This is a genomic window from Desulfotignum phosphitoxidans DSM 13687, assembly GCF_000350545.1.
Taxonomy (GTDB): domain Bacteria; phylum Desulfobacterota; class Desulfobacteria; order Desulfobacterales; family Desulfobacteraceae; genus Desulfotignum; species Desulfotignum phosphitoxidans.
In genome coordinates this window covers 45,043-63,152 of the sequence record NZ_APJX01000014.1, presented here as the reverse complement: position 1 = coordinate 63,152, position 18,110 = coordinate 45,043, and the positions used below count along the sequence as shown (strand labels likewise).

General features: G+C 55.6%; 14 protein-coding genes. 10 read left to right on the top strand and 4 right to left on the bottom strand.

Annotated elements, in window-relative coordinates:
- Nucleotides 1–289: 289 nt before the first annotated feature.
- Nucleotides 290–676, top strand: a complete 387-nt coding sequence (locus DPO_RS21395) for a YccF domain-containing protein (protein WP_006968465.1) — start codon at nucleotides 290–292, stop codon at nucleotides 674–676.
- Between the two features lie 43 nt (nucleotides 677–719).
- Nucleotides 720–2,126: a sigma-54 interaction domain-containing protein gene (locus DPO_RS21390; protein WP_006968464.1), complete on the top strand. Its 1,407-nt coding sequence runs from the start codon at nucleotides 720–722 to the stop codon at nucleotides 2,124–2,126.
- Here DPO_RS21390 and uvrA read toward each other — a convergent pair.
- Nucleotides 2,074–5,034 carry an excinuclease ABC subunit UvrA gene (gene uvrA, locus DPO_RS21385; protein WP_006968463.1) on the bottom strand — a complete coding sequence of 987 codons (2,961 nt, stop codon included), beginning with the start codon at nucleotides 5,032–5,034 and terminating at the stop codon, nucleotides 2,074–2,076. The genes DPO_RS21390 and uvrA overlap by 53 nt on opposite strands.
- Nucleotides 5,035–5,265: 231 nt before the next feature.
- Between uvrA and DPO_RS21380 the strand changes: the two genes are divergently transcribed.
- From DPO_RS21380 to DPO_RS21345, 8 genes are all read left to right on the top strand, one after another.
- Nucleotides 5,266–7,431, top strand: a complete 2,166-nt coding sequence (locus DPO_RS21380) for a cAMP/cGMP-dependent 3',5'-cyclic-AMP/GMP phosphodiesterase (RefSeq protein ID WP_006968462.1) — start codon at nucleotides 5,266–5,268, stop codon at nucleotides 7,429–7,431.
- An 89-nt stretch (nucleotides 7,432–7,520) separates the two neighbouring features.
- Nucleotides 7,521–8,576 (top strand): radical SAM protein, encoded by a 1,056-nt coding sequence (locus DPO_RS21375; RefSeq protein ID WP_006968461.1) that lies wholly within the window; start codon nucleotides 7,521–7,523, stop codon nucleotides 8,574–8,576.
- An 8-nt stretch (nucleotides 8,577–8,584) separates the two neighbouring features.
- Nucleotides 8,585–9,451 (top strand): 1,4-dihydroxy-6-naphthoate synthase, encoded by an 867-nt coding sequence (locus tag DPO_RS21370; RefSeq protein WP_236610020.1) that lies wholly within the window; start codon nucleotides 8,585–8,587, stop codon nucleotides 9,449–9,451.
- A gap of 19 nt (nucleotides 9,452–9,470) precedes the next feature.
- Nucleotides 9,471–10,547, top strand: coding sequence for a tRNA lysidine(34) synthetase TilS (gene tilS / locus DPO_RS21365; protein ID WP_006968459.1), 1,077 nt, complete (start codon nucleotides 9,471–9,473; stop codon nucleotides 10,545–10,547).
- A 113-nt stretch (nucleotides 10,548–10,660) separates the two neighbouring features.
- Entirely contained in the window at nucleotides 10,661–12,661 is a 2,001-nt protein-coding gene (ftsH, locus tag DPO_RS21360; protein WP_006968458.1) for an ATP-dependent zinc metalloprotease FtsH, read from the top strand.
- A 3-nt stretch (nucleotides 12,662–12,664) separates the two neighbouring features.
- Nucleotides 12,665–13,531 (top strand): dihydropteroate synthase, encoded by an 867-nt coding sequence (gene folP, locus DPO_RS21355; RefSeq protein WP_006968457.1) that lies wholly within the window; start codon nucleotides 12,665–12,667, stop codon nucleotides 13,529–13,531.
- Nucleotides 13,449–14,462: a CdaR family protein gene (locus DPO_RS21350; protein ID WP_236610019.1), complete on the top strand. Its 1,014-nt coding sequence runs from the start codon at nucleotides 13,449–13,451 to the stop codon at nucleotides 14,460–14,462. The genes folP and DPO_RS21350 overlap by 83 nt, the downstream gene beginning before the upstream one ends.
- Nucleotides 14,463–14,472: 10 nt before the next feature.
- Nucleotides 14,473–15,255: a type III pantothenate kinase gene (locus tag DPO_RS21345; protein WP_006968455.1), complete on the top strand. Its 783-nt coding sequence runs from the start codon at nucleotides 14,473–14,475 to the stop codon at nucleotides 15,253–15,255.
- A gap of 29 nt (nucleotides 15,256–15,284) precedes the next feature.
- Here the strand turns inward: DPO_RS21345 and DPO_RS21340 are convergent, their stop codons facing one another.
- From DPO_RS21340 to DPO_RS21330, 3 genes are read right to left on the bottom strand one after another with little or no spacing between them, the layout of a single operon-like run.
- Nucleotides 15,285–16,289 carry an ABC transporter substrate-binding protein gene (locus DPO_RS21340; protein ID WP_006968454.1) on the bottom strand — a complete coding sequence of 335 codons (1,005 nt, stop codon included), beginning with the start codon at nucleotides 16,287–16,289 and terminating at the stop codon, nucleotides 15,285–15,287.
- A complete protein-coding gene (locus DPO_RS21335; protein WP_006968453.1) occupies nucleotides 16,286–17,053 on the bottom strand; it encodes an ABC transporter permease in 768 nt (255 codons plus the stop codon). Before DPO_RS21335 ends, DPO_RS21340 begins: the two co-directional genes overlap by 4 nt.
- Nucleotides 17,043–17,735, bottom strand: a complete 693-nt coding sequence (locus tag DPO_RS21330) for an ATP-binding cassette domain-containing protein (RefSeq protein ID WP_006968452.1) — start codon at nucleotides 17,733–17,735, stop codon at nucleotides 17,043–17,045. The genes DPO_RS21335 and DPO_RS21330 overlap by 11 nt, the downstream gene beginning before the upstream one ends.
- Nucleotides 17,736–18,110: the final 375 nt, after the last annotated feature.

The following is an 18,110-nucleotide window of genomic DNA, read 5'->3' as shown; positions in this document are numbered from 1 at the left end:
CAATGGCCCGGTTCATATCCCGGATCAATGCAGCCATATCATGACGCTGCGTTTGTGATTTCTCATGGGTCCCTCTTTTAATTTTCAGCCAAAATTCACTGCATAGGCTATAGGGATACCCCGTCAAAATCAAGTTTTTTTGTGTCGGATTCCAGAGGGTCTCTTTGGCCGGGAAGCGGCAAAACCTGTGTTTGACAAAAAAAGGGCCGGGTGCTAATTTTGTATTTTTAAATACATCATAGGGCATAACCCGGCAAAATGGCCGCAAATGGATACCAAAGGACATTGTATGACGCTGATACTCAATATTTTATGGTTTATTTTCGGGGGCGGCTTGATTGCCTGGCTGTTGTGGATTTTGACGGGCGGGCTTTTGTTCATCACGGTGGTGGGCATCCCCTTTGCCTGGGCTGCATTCCGGATCGCCGGGTTTGCCGCGTTTCCCTTTGGCAAAGATCTGGTGGATGCCCGGGATGTGGGGGACGCCCGCGTGGTCGGCACGGGGCTGGCCAATTTTCTGTGGATCATCCTGGCCGGCATCTGGCTGGCCATCTCCCACATTCTGGCCGGTGCCAGCCTTTGTCTCACCATTATCGGGATTCCGTTCGGATTTGCCCATTTCAGGCTGGCCCTGGTCTGTTTCGCCCCTTTGGGAAAACGGGTGGTGTATCATTGATAGATCAAAAGCACTTGATCCGGTGCAAGGAGCATGACAATTTGTGAAAACCTATGAACTGTGGAACGTCCACTTTTTAAATCAGATCATCGATACCATGGCCGAAGGGTTGTTTACCCTGGATGACCAGGGCATTATCACCTCCTGGAACCGGGCCATGGAAAAAATTTCCGGTTTTACCGCCCTGGAGGCCGTGGGGCAGCGCTGTGATATCCTCAAATGCAGCCGGTGCTACGGCAAACAGTGTCCGGCGGATATTCACGAATGCGGGGTCCTGCGCCATGGCCGCACTGAAGCCAAGGAATGTTTTGTCCGGCATAAGGACGGATATGATGTCCCCGTGATCAAAAATGCCCGTCTGGCAAAAGATACCCAGGGACATATTCTGGGCATCGTTGAAACCATCACGGATTTGACCGAGCTGTCCCTGGCAAAAAAAAGGGAAGAAGATGCCCGGCGGCAGCTGCAGGAAGCCTTTGGCCTGGGAAACATCATCGGCAGAAGCCCTGCCATGCAGAATGTATTTGAAGCGATCCGGGCCGCTGCAGACAGCCGGGCCACGGTGCTGATTCAAGGAGAGAGCGGCACGGGCAAGGAACTGGTGGCCAAAGCAATCCATTACCACGCTTCTGAAAATCAGCGTCCCCTGATCACGGTCAACTGCTCGGCATTGTCTGAAACCCTTCTGGAAAGCGAGTTGTTCGGTCATGTCAAAGGGGCGTTCACGGGGGCTCACAAGGATCATATGGGGCGGTTCGAACAGGCGGATACAGGCACCATTTTTCTGGATGAGATCGGAGAGCTGACCCCGTATATGCAGGTGAAGCTGCTGCGGGTGCTCCAGGAACGGGAGATCGAACGGGTGGGCGACACCAAAAAGCGCAAAATCGATATCCGGATCATTGCCGCCACCAATAAAGATCTGACGGATCTTACCCGGCAAGGGGTTTTCAGGGAAGATCTGTTTTACCGGCTCAAGGTATTCACCATCCAGATTCCGCCCCTCAGGGATCGTAAAGCAGACATGGTGCTGCTGACGGACTATTTTGTCCGGAAAATCGGCAAGCGGGAGAAAAAACAGATCAAAGGGGTGTCACCCGGGGCCATGAAACTGTTGATGGCCCACACATGGCCCGGCAATGTCCGGGAACTGGAAAATGCCATTGAACATGCCTTTGTGGTCTGCGGAAATGCGTATATTTCAGAAACGGATCTGCCGGCTGAAATCCAGAATACCCGTGCCGGCCAAACGCAGACTTGTTTGCCGGACCCATCCCATGAACGGGCCTCCCGGCACCTGACCCGGGAGGCCCTGGTGGATCTGCTGAATCAATGCCACTGGAACAAAGCCGAGGTGGCCCGCCGCATCGGCAAAAGCCGGACCCTGGTGTGGAAACTCATGAAAAAATGGGAGATTCCGCTTCAGCAACCCCACAATGAACCCGGTTGACCCGGGAAGCCAGCATTGCTTTCAGATAATGGCCGGTATGGCTTTCATCCGCAAGGGCCACCTGTTCCGGCGGCCCTTGTGCCACAATAATGCCCCCGTCGGCCCCGCCTTCAGGTCCTAAATCCATGACCCAGTCCGCCGTCTTGATCACATCCAGGTTGTGCTCAATGATGATCACAGTGTTGCCGGCGGAGACCAGGCGCTGCAATACGTCCAGCAGCAGTTTCACATCCCTGAAATGCAGGCCCGTGGTGGGTTCGTCCAGGATATACAACGTGTCTCCCGTATTTCGCCGGGCCAGTTCCCGGGCCAGTTTGATGCGCTGGGCTTCCCCGCCGGACAGCGTGGTGGCGGCCTGTCCCAGCTTGATATAGGACAGCCCTACATCCATGAGGGTGTCCAGGATCTGGGTGATTTTCGGGTGGGCGTCGAACAGTTCCCGGGCCTGGTGCACGGAAAGATCCAAAACATCGGCAATGGAATGGTTTTTGTACGTGATTTCCAGGGTGGATTTATTGAACCGCCGGCCGTGGCAAACCTCGCAGGGCACAAACACATCCGCCAGAAAATGCATCTCCACCTTGATGTATCCGTCCCCCTGGCAGGCTTCGCACCGCCCGCCCTTGACATTAAAGGAATACCGCCCTTTTTTGTATCCCCGGGCTTTGGATTCCGGCAACTGGGCAAACAGATCCCTGATGGGATCAAACACCTTGGTGTAGGTGGCCGGGTTGCTTCTCGGGGTCCGGCCGATGGGATTCTGGTCGATGTTGATCACCTTGTCCACATGGGCCAGTCCCTGGATGGTCTCATGCCGGCCCACGCTCATCTGGGAGCTGTGCAGTTTCACGGCCAGGGCCGGGTAAAGAATCTGGTTGACCAGGGTGGATTTCCCGGCCCCGGACACCCCGGTCACGGCAATGAGCAGGCCCAATGGAAACCGGGCCGTCACATCCTTGAGATTGTTTTCACCGGCCTTGACAATGGTCAGCCATTTTCCGGCATCCGGAGACCGGCGGAGATCCGGCACGGCAATGGATTCTTTGCCGGACAGAAATTGACCCGTGATGGAAGCCGGGTTGGCCCGGATCTCAGCCGGGGTGCCCTGGGCCACGATCCGGCCCCCCAGATGCCCGGCACCCGGACCGATATCCACGATCCAGTCGCAGTCTTCCATGGTTTCCTGGTCATGCTCCACCACGATCAGGGTGTTGCCGATATCCCGCAGATGCTGAAGGGTTTTCAACAGTTTGATATTGTCCCGCTGGTGCAGGCCGATGCTGGGTTCATCCAGGATATACAGTACGCCGGTGAGTTCCGACCCCACCTGGGATGCCAGACGGATCCGCTGGGATTCCCCGCCGGACAGGGTGGGGCCGCTGCGGTCCAACGACAGGTAGTCCAGACCCACATTCCTCAGAAACCCCAGCCGGTCTCCGATCTCCTTGAGCAGCTCCGCCGCAATGAGCTGCCGGCTGCCGGACAGGTTCAGAGAAGACATGAATTCATGGGCGTCTTTGACCGTCATTTCCGTGACATCAATGATGGATTTTCCCTGGATTTTCACATGAAGCACCTCGTCTCTCAGGCGTTTGCCATGACAGGCCGGGCAGGTGGCCGCCGTCATGAACTTGGTGTAGTATTTTTTCTGGTTTTCAGACTGGGTGTTCTTGTACCGCCGCATCAGGGTGTTGAGCAGGCCTTCGTGGGTTCTTGTGAAAGCCGCCTGAATCCTGTCCGACTGCCAGTTCACCTTCATTTTCCGGGTGGCGGAGCCATGGAGCAGCAGATCTCTCTGGGATTTGGGCAGGTCTTTCCAGGGCCGGTCAAAATCAATGCCCCACTGCTCTTCCATGGCTGTGAGCTGGCCCATGCCCCAGGAATTGTCATTGGGATACCGGGGGTTTTTAATAAAATAATTTTTCCAGGGGATCACGGCCCCTTCCCGGATACTCAGATGCCTGTCCGGCACCACCTTGTCCGGATCCATGGACAGCAGGGTTCCGATACCGTTGCACTCCGGGCACATGCCCTGGGGTGCGTTAAAGGAAAAAATCTGGGGAATGAGTTCAGGATAGGCAATGCCGCAGCAGGACCGGGCTTCGCTCATCTTGATATCTTTTTTGCCCAGGATATGCACGATGATCTGGCCGTTTCCCAGTTTCAGGGCCGTTTCCACGGAATCGGTGAGTCGTTCCTCAAACACGGCATCCGCCTTGATCATCAGCCGGTCCACCACCACCTCGATAGAATGTTTCTTGTTTTTGGCCAGGGTCTGGACATTTTCCAGATCCTGGACCACCCCGTCCACCCGGACCCGGGCATACCCCTGTTTTTTCAACGCAACCAGGGGTTCCCTGTGTTCTCCTTTCCGATTTTCCACCACGGGAGCCAGAATCAGAATTTTGGACTTGGCCGGCAGCGCCATGATCTGGGACACCATGCCCTGGGCGTGGCCCTGTCCCACCTCATTGCCGCAGCAAATGCAGTACTGGGTCCCCACCCGGGCAAACAATACCCGCAGATAATCATAGATCTCCGTGATGGTACCCACGGTGGACCGGGGATTTTTGCTGGCGGCCTTCTGCTCGATGGCAATGGTGGGGGACAGCCCCCGGATGGTGTCGTACTTGGGTTTTTCCATCTGGCCGATGAACTGCCTGGCATAGGCCGACAGCGATTCCACGTACCGGCGCTGGCCTTCGGCAAAAATCGTGTCAAAGGCCAGGCTGGATTTCCCGGACCCGGACACCCCCGTGAACACCACCAGCTGTTTTTTGGGGATCTCCACATCAATGTTTTTAAGGTTATGTTCCCGGGCCCCTTTGACAATGATCCGGTCCAGTTCCATGGCGGCCGCCGGGCCGGACACGGCCGTTTTGAATGCTGAATGCTGCTGTTTTCCCATCTATGTATCATCCTCACAGGATATGTGTCTGGTTGTGTCATACAATCAATCGCCTCTCCTCAGTTCCTTGTTTTTTGAGGAAAACAGAAGAGTAAGCCACTGTTGCAAAATCATAAGCACGCCCGCTCAAAAGTAAAGACAGCCCCGGAACCGGACAATTCCAATTGTAACTTTGAAACAGGAATGATATGTGAAAACGATCAGATATGAATTTAACGGGAAAGAATAACAATGAACAGAATTCAGGCCGTCCGGGAGCTGCCCCGTGGGGGCCTGCTCATATTCACCCGTCAGGAACCCGTCCAGTTCGGCATCCCGCCGGAAACCATCAAAGACACCATGGCAACCGGGGTGCCGAAAATATTTGTCGTTCCCGGGGCCATGTTTTCCCTGGAAAAAGGCATCAGCCTGGCGGAACTGGAATTTCCCGTATATTATCATTTCTTTTTTTTGAAACAAAAGGTCCAGGTGGTCTGCACCCGGACCCAGAAACAGCGGATCCAGGTCATTCTGTCCGAAGCGCTTTTCGGTCCCCGGAACCTGACCTCTCTTGGGGCGGAGTTTCCCAAAGGGGTTTCCACACCGGGATTTCCGGATCTCAAAGCGGAAATGGACCATTTCCGGACCCTGCCGGTGAACGAGCGAAGGAAAAAATTCACCCTGTCCGATGTGATCCAGTTTCATGTGTTCGACCGGAACGGTACCGTCCGGATTCAGGACCTGACCATTCAATTGGATGACCGCGGCACCTGCACGATCCGTGAAAAGGAAACCCTGGTAGCCGCCATCCCCGTCACCCGGCCCCTGATCCCGGACAATCCCGTGGATTTCAGTGTCCAACAGGTGTTTTCCCCGCCTCTGTTCGGGATCACCACCCTGGGGTCGGGTCACGGATTTGACCCGGATGCCATGACTTCCGGCATGATCATCTGGATCAACCAGCGGGGCATCATGGTGGATCCGCCGGTCAACTCGGCCGTGGACCTGATCCGCTTAGGGGTCAATCCCAAAATTCTGGATGCCATCATCCTGACCCACTGCCATGCCGATCATGACAGCGGGACCCTCCAGAAAATCATGCTGGAAGGAAAAATCACCCTGTACACCACCCCCACGGTTTTCAACAGTTTCATCCGGAAATCTGCGGCCCTGATCCATATCGACCGATCCCGGCTCCAGAAAGCGTTCTCGTTTGTCCCCATCCACACTGGCGAACCCATCAACATCCATGGGGCCATGTTTGAATTCAACTATTCCTTTCACTCCATTCCCACGATCTTCTTTCAGGTGTCCCATGCCGGGAAAACCTTTATCTACAGCTCGGACACCCGCAATGACCCGGACCATATCTGCATCATGCATGAAAAAGGCATCATGAGCAAAAGCCGGCGGGATTTTCTGCTCCGGTTCCCCTGGGACAGGGATGTGATTTTTCACGAAGCCGGGGTGCCGCCCATTCACACCCCCATGAAGGTGCTCACGGCGTTGCCGGCATCCGTACGCGAAAAAATTTATCTGGTGCATGTGGCAAGGGATCAGGTGCCGGAAACTTCGGGATTGAAAATCGCGCCCACCGGGCTTTCCAGCACGGTGACCCTGTGTCCGTCCGCCGGACCGTTCCAGGCGGCAATGGACATTTTAGGCGCGTTTCTGGACCTGGATCTGTTCCGGTCCCTGCCCCCGGAAAAAACCCTGGAATTTCTGTCCATTGCTGACCCTCAGACCTTATCTTCCGGCGAAGTGCTGTTCAGAAAGGGAGACCCCGGGGACCGATTTTTTCTGATCATCAGCGGCCAGGTGGATATCATGGAAGACGGGACCCCGTTGACCACACTGAGCCGGAGTGATTTTTTCGGCGAAAAATGTCTGTTTTCAGACCAGCCCCGGACCGCGGATGCCGTGGCCGCAAGCCGGGTGAATCTGGTCGGCGTCGACCGGCAGGACATGCAGACTTTTATCCGGCAGACCGGACTCGAAAAGACGCTGCGCCATTTGTCCATTTTTCAGGGCAAAGCCATGCGCAATATTCTGGACGGCCATCCCGTGTTCCATGATCTGACCCCCTCCCAGAAACGTCAGCTGTTCCAGATGGTGGAGCCGGTCACCCTCCCCAAACACGGGAACACGGTCCTGATCCGGGAAAAGGAAAAGCCGGATGCGTGTTATTACATCCACGGCGGTCTTGTAAAAGTGATGCGGACGGGCCGGGAAGTGTCGGAACTCGCCCATGGCCGACTGTTCGGCATCCAACCGGTTTTAAACCATGCCGCTGAATCTGATTACACCTTTTCAGCCCGGCCGGATGCGGTGCTTTTCCGGTTTGCTTCCCCGGCCATCAAGGCGTTTGCCGAAAACAACCCGGGTGTGTTTCTGAAACTGTGCAGCGAAGCGTTTTAGCCCCACCCCGGCAACTCGGCCCTTGCCTTGCCGGCATTAATGCGTTATTTTTCAATTATTATTGAATGATACAAATATATGGAGTTATCATGACCCTTGATCAATACCGGTTTGAGACCGGCATGTACCGGCCTCCCAGTGAAGGGGGCAGCGCCTCTTTGCTGGTGCGGTTCACCCGGAACTGCCCGTGGAATCACTGTGCCTTTTGCAGCATGTACAAGACTGAAAAATTTTCTTTGAGAACAGTCGAGGAGATTAAGGCGGACATCGATGCCATGGCTGCTTTGACCGAAAAAATGAAAACTCTGTCCGAAGCAGCCGGCGGGCCGTCCGGTGCTGTCACCCGGGACGGGGTCCTGGCTTTGCTGAACAAAGAACCGGCCCTGGAACAGCACCCGGGTCTGGCCATGCTGGTGCACTGGCTCATGGCCGGGGCAAAGACCGCGTTTATTCAGGATGCCAACAGCCTGATCATGAAAACCCCGGACCTGGTGGCGGCCCTGACCTATTTGAAAACCACGTTTCCCCACATCCGGCGCATCACCACCTATGCCCGGGCCAGAACCGCGGCCCAGAAACCGGCACAGGATCTGGAAGCCATCCGCAGGGCCGGCCTGGACCGGCTTCACCTGGGTCTGGAAACCGGGGATGATGAACTGCTGAAGTTCATTAAAAAAGGGGTGACATCAGACGGACAGATCAAGGGCGGCCAAAAAGCCGTGGCCGCGGGATTCCAGGTATCTGAATACTGGATGCCCGGCCTGGGGGGAAAAGAAAAAACCCTGGATCATGCCCGGAACACGGCCCGGGTACTCAATGCCATCAATCCCCATTATATCCGGTCCCGGCCCTTTCGGGCCATTCCCGGGACCCCGCTTCACCAGATGGTCAAAGACGGGAAAGTCACACTCCTGTCCGCCAATGAACAGCTGGCAGAACTCCAGGTAATGATCCGGGATCTGGAAGTGACCGGCAAGGTGTGCTTTGATCATGCCATGAACCACTGGCAGCGGCCCGGCGGGGGCCTGCTGCTGTCCCATGATTACGAGGGATACCAGTTTCCCGAAGAAAAACCCAGATTGCTGGCCCTGATCGAACAGGGGCTGGCATATGACCAGCCCGCCCCCAGCCTGGGTCACTTTTAAAGGAATGAATGATGCAAAAACACACCCGTTACCGCCTGGCCTATTCCAGTTGCCCCAATGACACGTTTATCTTCAAGGCCATTGCCGGACGGTTGATCGACCTGAAAGAATGGGATTTTCATATCTGCATGGAGGATGTGGAAGCATTGAACCAGGCGGCCGTGCAGCGGATCCATGACATCACCAAACTGTCGTTCGCCGCGCTTGGAAACCTGCTGGATCGGTATGCTCTTTTGCGAAGCGGCGCGGCCCTGGGCAGGGGGTGCGGTCCCCTGGTGGTATCCCGGCCCGGCCGCTCCCTGGCGGATGTTTCCGGCAAAAAACCGACCGTGGCAATTCCGGGCATGGGAACCACGGCATATCATCTGTTCCGGTTTTTCATGGCAGACCGGTTTCCGGGCGTTGATGTCACCGTTCAACCCATGTCCTTTGAGAAAATCATGCCCGCAGTCGTGGACGACACGGCTGATTTCGGCCTGATCATTCACGAAGGCCGGTTTGTGTACCCGTCTTTGGGACTGGAACAAATCGCGGATCTGGGACAGTGGTGGGAAGACAAGACGGAACTGCCCATCCCTTTGGGGTGTATGGCCGTGCGCCGGGACATGGACCCGGAAACCGCCTGTCGCATCCAGGCCCTGATCCGCAAAAGCATTGACCATGCCTTTGCCCACCCGGACTTAGGCGCGGAATATATCCGCCGGCATGCCCAGGAAATGGATGACACCGTGATCCGACAGCACATTGACCTGTATGTCAATGATTATTCAAAAGACCTGGGAGAGACCGGAGAGCAGGCCGTGACCGCATTTTTTTCCTATGCCCGGAAAACCGGGATGATCCCGGATACGGATCTTCCCCTGTTTGCCTGCTGACAGGCGGACCCTTTTATTCATGCCCCGATCGATTTCCATACCGGACCGCTTCTGCCGCAAGGTGGCACAGACCCTTGTGGCCCATGATATGGTACAGCCGGGCGATGCCGTACTTGTGGCCGTTTCCGGGGGGCCGGATTCCATGGCCCTGGTCCGGGTACTGACCCATGTGGCCCCTGAATTTGAACTCCGGATCGGCCTGGCCCATCTCAACCATGGGCTGCGGGGTCCGGACGCTGACCATGACCAGGCGTTTGTTCAGCAGTTTGCCGACGGTCACGGCCTGCCCTGTGTCAGTGAAATCCGGGATGTGAAACGCCTGGCCCGTGAGACAGGGAATTCCCTGGAGGAAGCCGGACGAAACGCGCGATATGATTTTTTTTCCCGCACTGCCGCAGATCACGGGTATACCCGCATCGCCACGGGCCATACCCGGGACGACAATGCAGAACAGGTGCTCATGGCCCTGGTGCGGGGCAGCGGCTCAAAAGGTCTGTCAGGCATTCCGGCAAAAAGAGGCCCCATGATCATCCGCCCGCTCATCGACCGGTCCCGGCAGGAGATCATCGATTTTCTGGCGGCCCTGAACCAGGCATATATCACGGATGATTCCAATCAGGACCCGGTTTTTTTAAGAAACCGGATCCGGAGCCACCTGATTCCTTTGCTGGAAAAACACTACAATCCCAACATCAGACAGGGACTTCACCGGCTCAGCCGGATTCTGGGGGAAGAAACCTGTTTTCTGGAGGACCATACCTGCCGCGCCTTTGACCGCTGTGTAGAAAAAAAGGGCCCGGATGCGGTTTTTCTGTCCATACCGGGTCTGGTTGCGCTTCATCCGGCCCTGATCCCCCGGGTGATCCGGCATGGGATTCTTCATGTCAAAACCAACCTGCGGCGGATCACCCATGATCATATGACGGCCATACAGGACCTGGCAGCCGATTCAGCACCGGGCAAACACCTGGATCTGCCGGACCGGATCCGGGTGTATAAAACCCGGGGCCGGCTCTGTATCAGAAAAGAAACCCTGCCTTTGCGGCAGCTGGGCCGGATGCACAAACAATCCACACGCATCCCCCCCAAAGCATAACGGCTGCAAAACCCGAAACTTTTTCTTGTATATTCGCAAATTATGTTTATATATACTAAAGTTTTAATGTTTTTAATTTATTGTTTTAAAGATGACTAAAGAGAGGGTGAACATTGAATCAATTTTACAAAAATATTTCCCTGTGGCTGGTGGTCGTCCTGATGATGGTGATGCTCTACAACATCTTCAACCAGCAGCAGACCGCACAGACGGATATCGGGTATTCGGAATTTTTGTCCATGGTGGAAAAGGACCGGGTCCAGAGTGTGGTAATTCAGGGCCAGGAACTGTATTTTACGGATGCCAGCGGTGCCCGGTTTAAAAGCTTCGCCCCCAACGACGCGGAACTGATCCCGCTGCTGCGGTCCAACGGGGTGGACATCAAGGCCAAACCCCCGGCGGAATCCTCCTGGCTCATGTCCATTGTGGTGTCCTGGCTGCCCATGATCGTGCTCATCGGGGTGTGGATCTTTTTCATGCGCCAGATGCAGGGCGGGGCCGGGGGCGGCAAAGCCATGTCCTTCGGCAAAAGCCGGGCCCGGCTCATGGATGACAAAAAGGAAAAAGTCACGTTTGAAAATGTGCAGGGTATCAACGAGGCCAAGGAAGAACTCACGGAGGTGGTGGATTTTCTGAAAAATCCGGACAAATACACCCGGCTGGGGGGACGGATTCCCAAAGGAGTGCTGCTGGTGGGCAACCCCGGAACCGGGAAAACCCTTTTGTCCCGGGCCGTGGCCGGTGAAGCCGGGGTGCCGTTTTACACCATCTCCGGTTCCGATTTTGTGGAAATGTTTGTGGGGGTCGGCGCCTCCCGGGTGAGAGACCTGTTTGCCCAGGGCAAGAAAAACGCGCCGTGTATCATATTCATCGATGAGATCGACGCCGTGGGCCGCCAGAGAGGGGCCGGTATGGGCGGCGGCCATGATGAGCGGGAACAGACCCTGAACCAGCTGCTGGTGGAAATGGACGGATTCGAGTCCAATGAAGGGGTCATTCTCATGGCGGCCACCAACCGGGCCGATGTCCTGGATCCGGCCCTGCTGCGGCCGGGACGGTTCGACCGCCAGGTGGTGGTGGACATGCCGGACATCAAAGGCCGGGAAGGCATCCTGCGGGTGCACATGAAAAAAACGCCCCTGGACCGGGATGTGGATCCCGTGATCCTGGCCAGAGGGACACCGGGATTTTCCGGGGCCGATCTGGAAAACCTGGTCAACGAGGCGGCCCTGCTGGCAGCCAAACGGGACCATGACAAACTGGCCATGAAAGACTTTGAAGACGCCAAAGACAAGGTATACATGGGACTGGAACGAAAATCCAAGGTGATCAAGGAAGAAGAAAAGAAAACCACGGCCTACCATGAAGGCGGGCATGCCCTGGTGGCCCGGTTTCTTCCCAACACCGACGCTGTCAACAAAATCACCATCATCCCCCGGGGACGGGCCGCCGGTGTCACCTGGTTTCTGCCCGAAGAAGGGGATTTCAAATACAAGGACCAGCTGGAAAACGAACTGTCCATCGCTTTCGGCGGCCGGGTGGCGGAAGCACTCATCTTCAACCGCATCAGCACCGGAGCCGCCAATGACATCAAACAGGCCACCAAGCTGGCCAACCGGATGATCCGGAATTTCGGCATGAGCGACAAACTGGCACCGCTGTCCTATGAAGACCATGACGACAATATCTTCATCGGACGGGAAATGACCCAGGCCAAAGGATATTCCGAGGCCACGGCCCAGCAGATCGATGCGGAAGTGGCACAGCTGGTGGACCAGGCCTACCAGAAAGCCCAGAAGATTCTGGAAGAAAACATTGATATTCTCCACCGGCTGACCGACCTGCTCATTGAAAAAGAAACCGTGCTGGGCGCGGAGCTGGACGATTTGATTGCGGAAATGCGGCCGGAGTATGATTTTCACGGCCGGCGAAACGTACGCACCACCCCTAGGCAGGATCCGGTTGACAACAACCGGACCCAGGCCCGGACTTCTGAATCAAACGACCCTGAACCGGATAACTCTGAACCGGACGACACGAATGACAACCGGTCTGAGGACGACTCAGACAGCGATGCCCAGGCATCCGGAGACAATCCATCGGACAAGGAATAGTATATGACGGGTTTTCAACTCACGTGTGGAAAATTTCACCTGGACCTGGGATCCCGGTCCTGTATCATGGGGATATTGAACGTGACCCCGGATTCCTTTTCAGACGGCGGCCGGTTCAATAAATATGACGCAGCCGTGGCCCGGGGTATGCGCCTGGCAGAACAAGGCGCCCATATCCTGGATATCGGCGGAGAATCCACCCGGCCGTTTTCCAAACCCGTTTCCGTGCAGGAAGAAATAGACCGGGTGGTGCCCGTCATCGAGACCCTGTCTAAAAAAATCAGTATCCCCATTTCCATCGACACGGTGAAAGCCCCCGTGGCCAGAGCGGCCCTGGATGCCGGGGCCGCCATTATCAACGATATTTCCGCCTTTGAAATGGATCCGGACATGGCGGACGTGGCAGCCCGATATCAGGTACCTGTGGTACTCATGCATATGAAAGGGACTCCGGAAACCATGCAGGCCGACCCGGTTTACGATGATCTGATGCAGGAGATCAGCGATTATCTGGCGACCCGGGCACAATATGCCATGTCCCGGGGCATTGAAAAAACAAATATCATTCTGGATCCGGGCATTGGATTCGGGAAAACCGTGCACCACAACCTGGTGCTCATCCAGTGCCTGAAAACCATTGTGGCCTTAGGATTTCCCGTGCTCATGGGACCGTCCCGGAAATCGTTCATCCGCAACCTGTTACATCTGAACCGTGCCGGGAATGACCCGGATTCAGCCGAACAGATCGAAACCGGCACCCTGGCAGCTGTCGGGGCCTGTCTGGCACATGGTGCGCATATCCTACGCGTTCATGATGTTCACCGGGCCGTCGCGTTCACCCGGATCTTTGATGCCGTCCGGAATGCCTGACCTGCGGAACCATAAAAAATGTTTCCCCTTTTTGTTGATCCTGCTGCTTTGTTTGTGGGGCTGTACCCCGGAACCACTTGAAACCCACCTGCTTCTGCCCGTGGAATTTGCCAATGTGCCCAAAGGGATGCTTGTCACCCAGTTTCGCACCGACAAAATTGAAATCCGCATCAAAGCGGATCCCCGGTTAATCGAAAGAATCAATGACAAACCCATCCATTATCCAGCGGATCTGTACACGGATCTGGACATCGATCCGGCCGGGGCCACGGAATCCATCGGGCCGGGATATTACATGCTGCCCGTGGACAAACGGCGGATTCCCATGGACCCGGCCATCACCATTCTGGAGATTTCCCCTTCCTATCTGGGGGTGCGCCTGGAAAAAGAGATTACCCGGGAATTCAAAATCGAAGTGCCCTGCTCCGGCGACCCGCTCGAGGGATTCATTGCTTTAGCCCCTGCGCCGGATCCTTCTTCAGTGACACTGTCCGGGGCGGAATCCGTGATCAACGACATTCAGGTGTTGAAAACCCGGCCCGTTGACTTGACCCAGGCAAAAGAATCATTCAAAAAAGAGGTGCCCCTGGACCTTGAAGCGTCCCGGCACATTACCAGTGATCTCCCGATTATTGTGGTATCGGTGCAGATCCAGGAAAAACAGGTGGAAAAATCCATTGAACACCTGCCCATCCAGATCCGGAACTGTACTTATTCCGCCCGGGTCGAACCGGATGTCATGACCATCGCGGTCAAAGGCCCTTACAGTACCATCCACACCAAGGAAACCCTGGATCAAATTTTCGCTTTCCTGGATCTGGACGGGATGGAACCCGGCGTCTATGCCCGGCATACATATATCAACATCCCCGTGGGCCTGACCATGACCCGGTCAGACCCGCGGGTATTTACCGTGACGATTGAAAAATAAAGGAGATCCCATGCTGCTGGTGATCGATGTGGGCAATACCAATACCGTGATCGGTGTCTATGATGACAAGGATCAGCTTAAGGAAAACTGGCGGATCCGGACCGTCCGGGACAATACGGCCGATGAATTCAATATTCTGGCCCGGGCCCTGTTTGCCGACAGAGGCCTGCCTTTGACCGCCCTCAGCCGGGTGGTCATCTCTTCCGTGGTGCCGTCGTCCGTGGGGATTCTGGACGGATTCTGCCGGCGCTACCTGGGCCTGACCCCTTTGTGGATCCAGCCGTCCTGCGTGAAACAACGGATGCCCATCCTGTACAGCAACCCCAATGAGGTGGGGGCGGACCGCATCGTCAATGCCGTGGCTGCTTATGACAAGTACAAAACCGGACTGATCATCATCGATTTCGGCACTGCCACCACGTTTGACGTCATCACTCCGGCCGGGGAATACCTGGGCGGTGCTATCTGTCCCGGGGTGATGATCGCTTCGGAAGCCCTGTTCCGGAAAGCGTCCCGCCTGCCCCGCGTGGAAATTTTTTCCGCACCTGAAAAAGTGATCGGCACGGATACCATCGGGAGTATGCAGTCCGGCATCATTCACGGCAACGCGGCCATGGTGGACGGAATGGTGGAACGGATGAGAAAAGAACTGCCGCACCCTTTGAAAGTGATTGCCACGGGCGGTCTGGCACCGCTGATTGCCGATCTGTCCACCACCATTGAAACCGTGGATCAATCCCTGACCCTGGAAGGCCTGCGGATCATTGCCGGTGAATTCAACGAAAAAACCTGACCCGCGCGCCAGGGCCTGATCCATGACGATTATTGGACCAATACCGGATTCCTGAGCCGGGAGGTGACATGCACGGGTGTTCTGATCAGCCCCTGGTCCAGCATGATGGCTTCGGTCTGGGCCCAGGCAGCCGTCTGTATCCGGCCCACGGGAATATCCGGGTCCGGTTTGACCAGGGTCCGGGTGACATCCAGCTGGGCCGCCTGCACCTGTCCCTGGGTGCCGGTGTCGTATTTTTTCACGGCGGCCAGTACCGAGGCCTGGTTGGCCGGATCCATGGCCGCTTCCCAGGCGGCAAGCAAAGCGGACAGAAACCGTGCCACCAGATCCGGATAATCGGCCGCCATTGCCCCGGAGGTCACAATGGAGTTGGCCACAAAGTCCACGCCGAAATCCGCCGGGTTGAGAAACCGGACGGTTTCGCCTTCTTTTGCCAGCCGGTCCGCCAGGATTACGCCCTGGGAATTGCGGTACACCGGCCACAGATCCACCTGGTTTTTCAGAAACGGGGTAAAATCAAACCGAACCCCCGTGACTTTTACATCCCTCAGTGTCAGATCCGCCGTTGCCAGAAGGGTTTGCATGATGGTTTCATCATTGCCCCCAAAGGTGACCCCTAAGTGGTACTGCTTCAAATCCGCCGGGTGCGTGATCTGTACCTGGGGGTACCGATAGATCCACTGCATGGGGTTGATCTGAAACACCTGGGCCAGAACCACCACATCCGCGCCTTTTTCCAGGGCCCGGATCACCTGATCTGCGGATGCCACTCCAAAATGGGCATATCCAAGCTCCAGCTCCTTGATGGCATCTTTTTCCGGGCTGCCCTCTCTGACCTGTACATCCAGGCCGGCATCCGCGAAAAACCCGTTTTCCATGGCAAACACGTCACCTGCCACACTGGTGTTAAACAGCCATTTGAGCCGGTAGTTGAAACGCGTCTGTTCCGCCTGTGCCGTGGGTATCCACAGGGCGCAGGCAGCCACGGCCATCCATACAGCCATCCCGATGACCATCCGTTGTATGTGTGTCATAACAAAGCTCCTTTGTTTTCCGATCCCCATTTTGCCTTGACGGCTTCGCCCAGGGATTCAAGCAGACCCTGGTACACGGAAATCACGATTCCGATCATGAACAGGGCCGTGAGAATGGCGGCCAGATCACTCTGGTACAATGCAATGCGGATGCTGTACCCGATGCCGGCATTGGCGGCGATGAATTCCGCCACAATGGTACCGGCCATGGCCAGGGTGGCGCTGCCGGCAATCACGGTGGTCAGTTTGCTCAAATTTTCAAACGCCCGGATCTTGACTTCCAGGTGCCAGCGCATGCGCCCGGTGGCGATGTAAAAATGCTCAATATCCGTCACAGGTGCGGCCATCACCCCCAGCACGGACAGCAGCAGCGGGAAATAACAGATCATGGCCGCGATGAGTAGCCGGGATAAAAATCCGTCCCCCAGCAGAATAAAAATAATGGGGGCCAGGGCCACGATGGGATAGGCCTGGATATTGTAGGCGGTCACCCGGATCATGGAACCGGCCCAGGAAGAACGCCGGCCCAGAATGCCGACGAAAAACGCCAGAAAAATGGAAATCCCCTGGCCCAGGATGGCCACGGACAGGGTATCCAGCACGTCTTTGAAAAAGCCGCCCGCCACCTGACCCGCCGTATCCAGAATCAGCGGGATTCCCGGGATCACATAATCCGATAAGGACAATCCGGTTTTCACGGCCAGCAACAGTCCCAAAAAGATCCCATACACAATCATGAACTGGTAAATCCGTCTAAAAAGCATTCATGATCTCCAGCATAACCCGGTCCAGAGCGGATTTATCCACTTTACCCCCGGATGTTTCGTTCAGGCCTGAAATCAGGCGGCTGGACATGTTCCGGGACGGCTCGGCCAGCACCAGGATCTCTTTGCAGAACCGGGCCACTTCCATAAGGTTGTGGGAAATATACAGAAACATCTTGTGGGCAAACCGCTCCTTGATGGCCGGCAGAATGGTCTGTCGCAGTTTTTCATCCACATTGGCCAGGCTTTCATCCAGAATCATCAGGTCAAAATCCTGGAGCAGATACCGGATCAGGTTCATGCGGTTCTGCTGCCCCATGGACAACTGGGAAAACCGGGCGTCCAGCACCGGTTCCAGGCAGAAGAGCGCGATGAGTTCTTTTTTGAGGCCCTGCCGGTCCGGCGGGCAGACCTGATCCAGGTGACGGCCGACAGCCGCCCATCCCGGCAGCCGTTCCAGATTATAGGTATACAAAATGGTGTCAATGCCCGGGGTCTTCACGGGCTGATCCAAAAGATCCGCATGCCGGGTCAGCAGCCGGGCAAACGAGGTCTTTCCCACCCCGGACGGCCCGAACACCGCATAAAACCCGGGGCCTGTCATGGAAAAACTCAAGTTGTCAATCACCTGGATTTCCGATCCCGGATAGGTAAAATTCAATCCATTGCATTCCAGACGCATTAATATTCTTTCAAAAAATATTCAAATATTGTTTTACCCTTACCCACATCGTTGCGGGGTCAAAAACCAGCCATATTTTCACCCCGGGTTTCATTATCTCACCTTCTGATGATCGACCTTAGTACGTAATCAGTCATAAAGTCAATATACCTGACATCTGAATCAGCCTGCCTGATACAACGCTGAAAGTCTCTTTTTTCTTGACAACCCGGAGAAGCATGGAATAGGTAGTGTTTTTCAGTTTATCAATTTCAACATTTAAGAGGAAAAAGATATTGTCTGACCCGAAGAACTATAAACCAATAAACCGGCGTTTTTATTCTTTTTTCATCCTTTGCCTGGTTTTTCTTTTGTTTGCATCAACCAGTCTTGCAG

Bases quoted from the DNA above. Each gene is read 5' to 3' on its own strand.
- DPO_RS21395 (WP_006968465.1), top strand. From the start codon at position 290: ATGACGCTGATACTCAATATTTTATGGTTTATTTTCGGGGGCGGCTTG.
- DPO_RS21370 (WP_236610020.1), top strand. From the start codon at position 8,585: ATGATGCAAAAACACACCCGTTACCGCCTGGCCTATTCCAGTTGCCCC.
- DPO_RS21340 (WP_006968454.1), bottom strand. From the start codon at position 16,289: ATGACACACATACAACGGATGGTCATCGGGATGGCTGTATGGATGGCC.
- DPO_RS21345 (WP_006968455.1), top strand. From the start codon at position 14,473: ATGCTGCTGGTGATCGATGTGGGCAATACCAATACCGTGATCGGTGTC.
- folP (WP_006968457.1), top strand. From the start codon at position 12,665: ATGACGGGTTTTCAACTCACGTGTGGAAAATTTCACCTGGACCTGGGA.
- tilS (WP_006968459.1), top strand. From the start codon at position 9,471: ATGCCCCGATCGATTTCCATACCGGACCGCTTCTGCCGCAAGGTGGCA.
- DPO_RS21375 (WP_006968461.1), top strand. From the start codon at position 7,521: ATGACCCTTGATCAATACCGGTTTGAGACCGGCATGTACCGGCCTCCC.
- DPO_RS21335 (WP_006968453.1), bottom strand. From the start codon at position 17,053: ATGCTTTTTAGACGGATTTACCAGTTCATGATTGTGTATGGGATCTTT.
- uvrA (WP_006968463.1), bottom strand. From the start codon at position 5,034: ATGGGAAAACAGCAGCATTCAGCATTCAAAACGGCCGTGTCCGGCCCG.
- DPO_RS21380 (WP_006968462.1), top strand. From the start codon at position 5,266: ATGAACAGAATTCAGGCCGTCCGGGAGCTGCCCCGTGGGGGCCTGCTC.
- DPO_RS21350 (WP_236610019.1), top strand. From the start codon at position 13,449: ATGGTGCGCATATCCTACGCGTTCATGATGTTCACCGGGCCGTCGCGT.
- DPO_RS21330 (WP_006968452.1), bottom strand. From the start codon at position 17,735: ATGCGTCTGGAATGCAATGGATTGAATTTTACCTATCCGGGATCGGAA.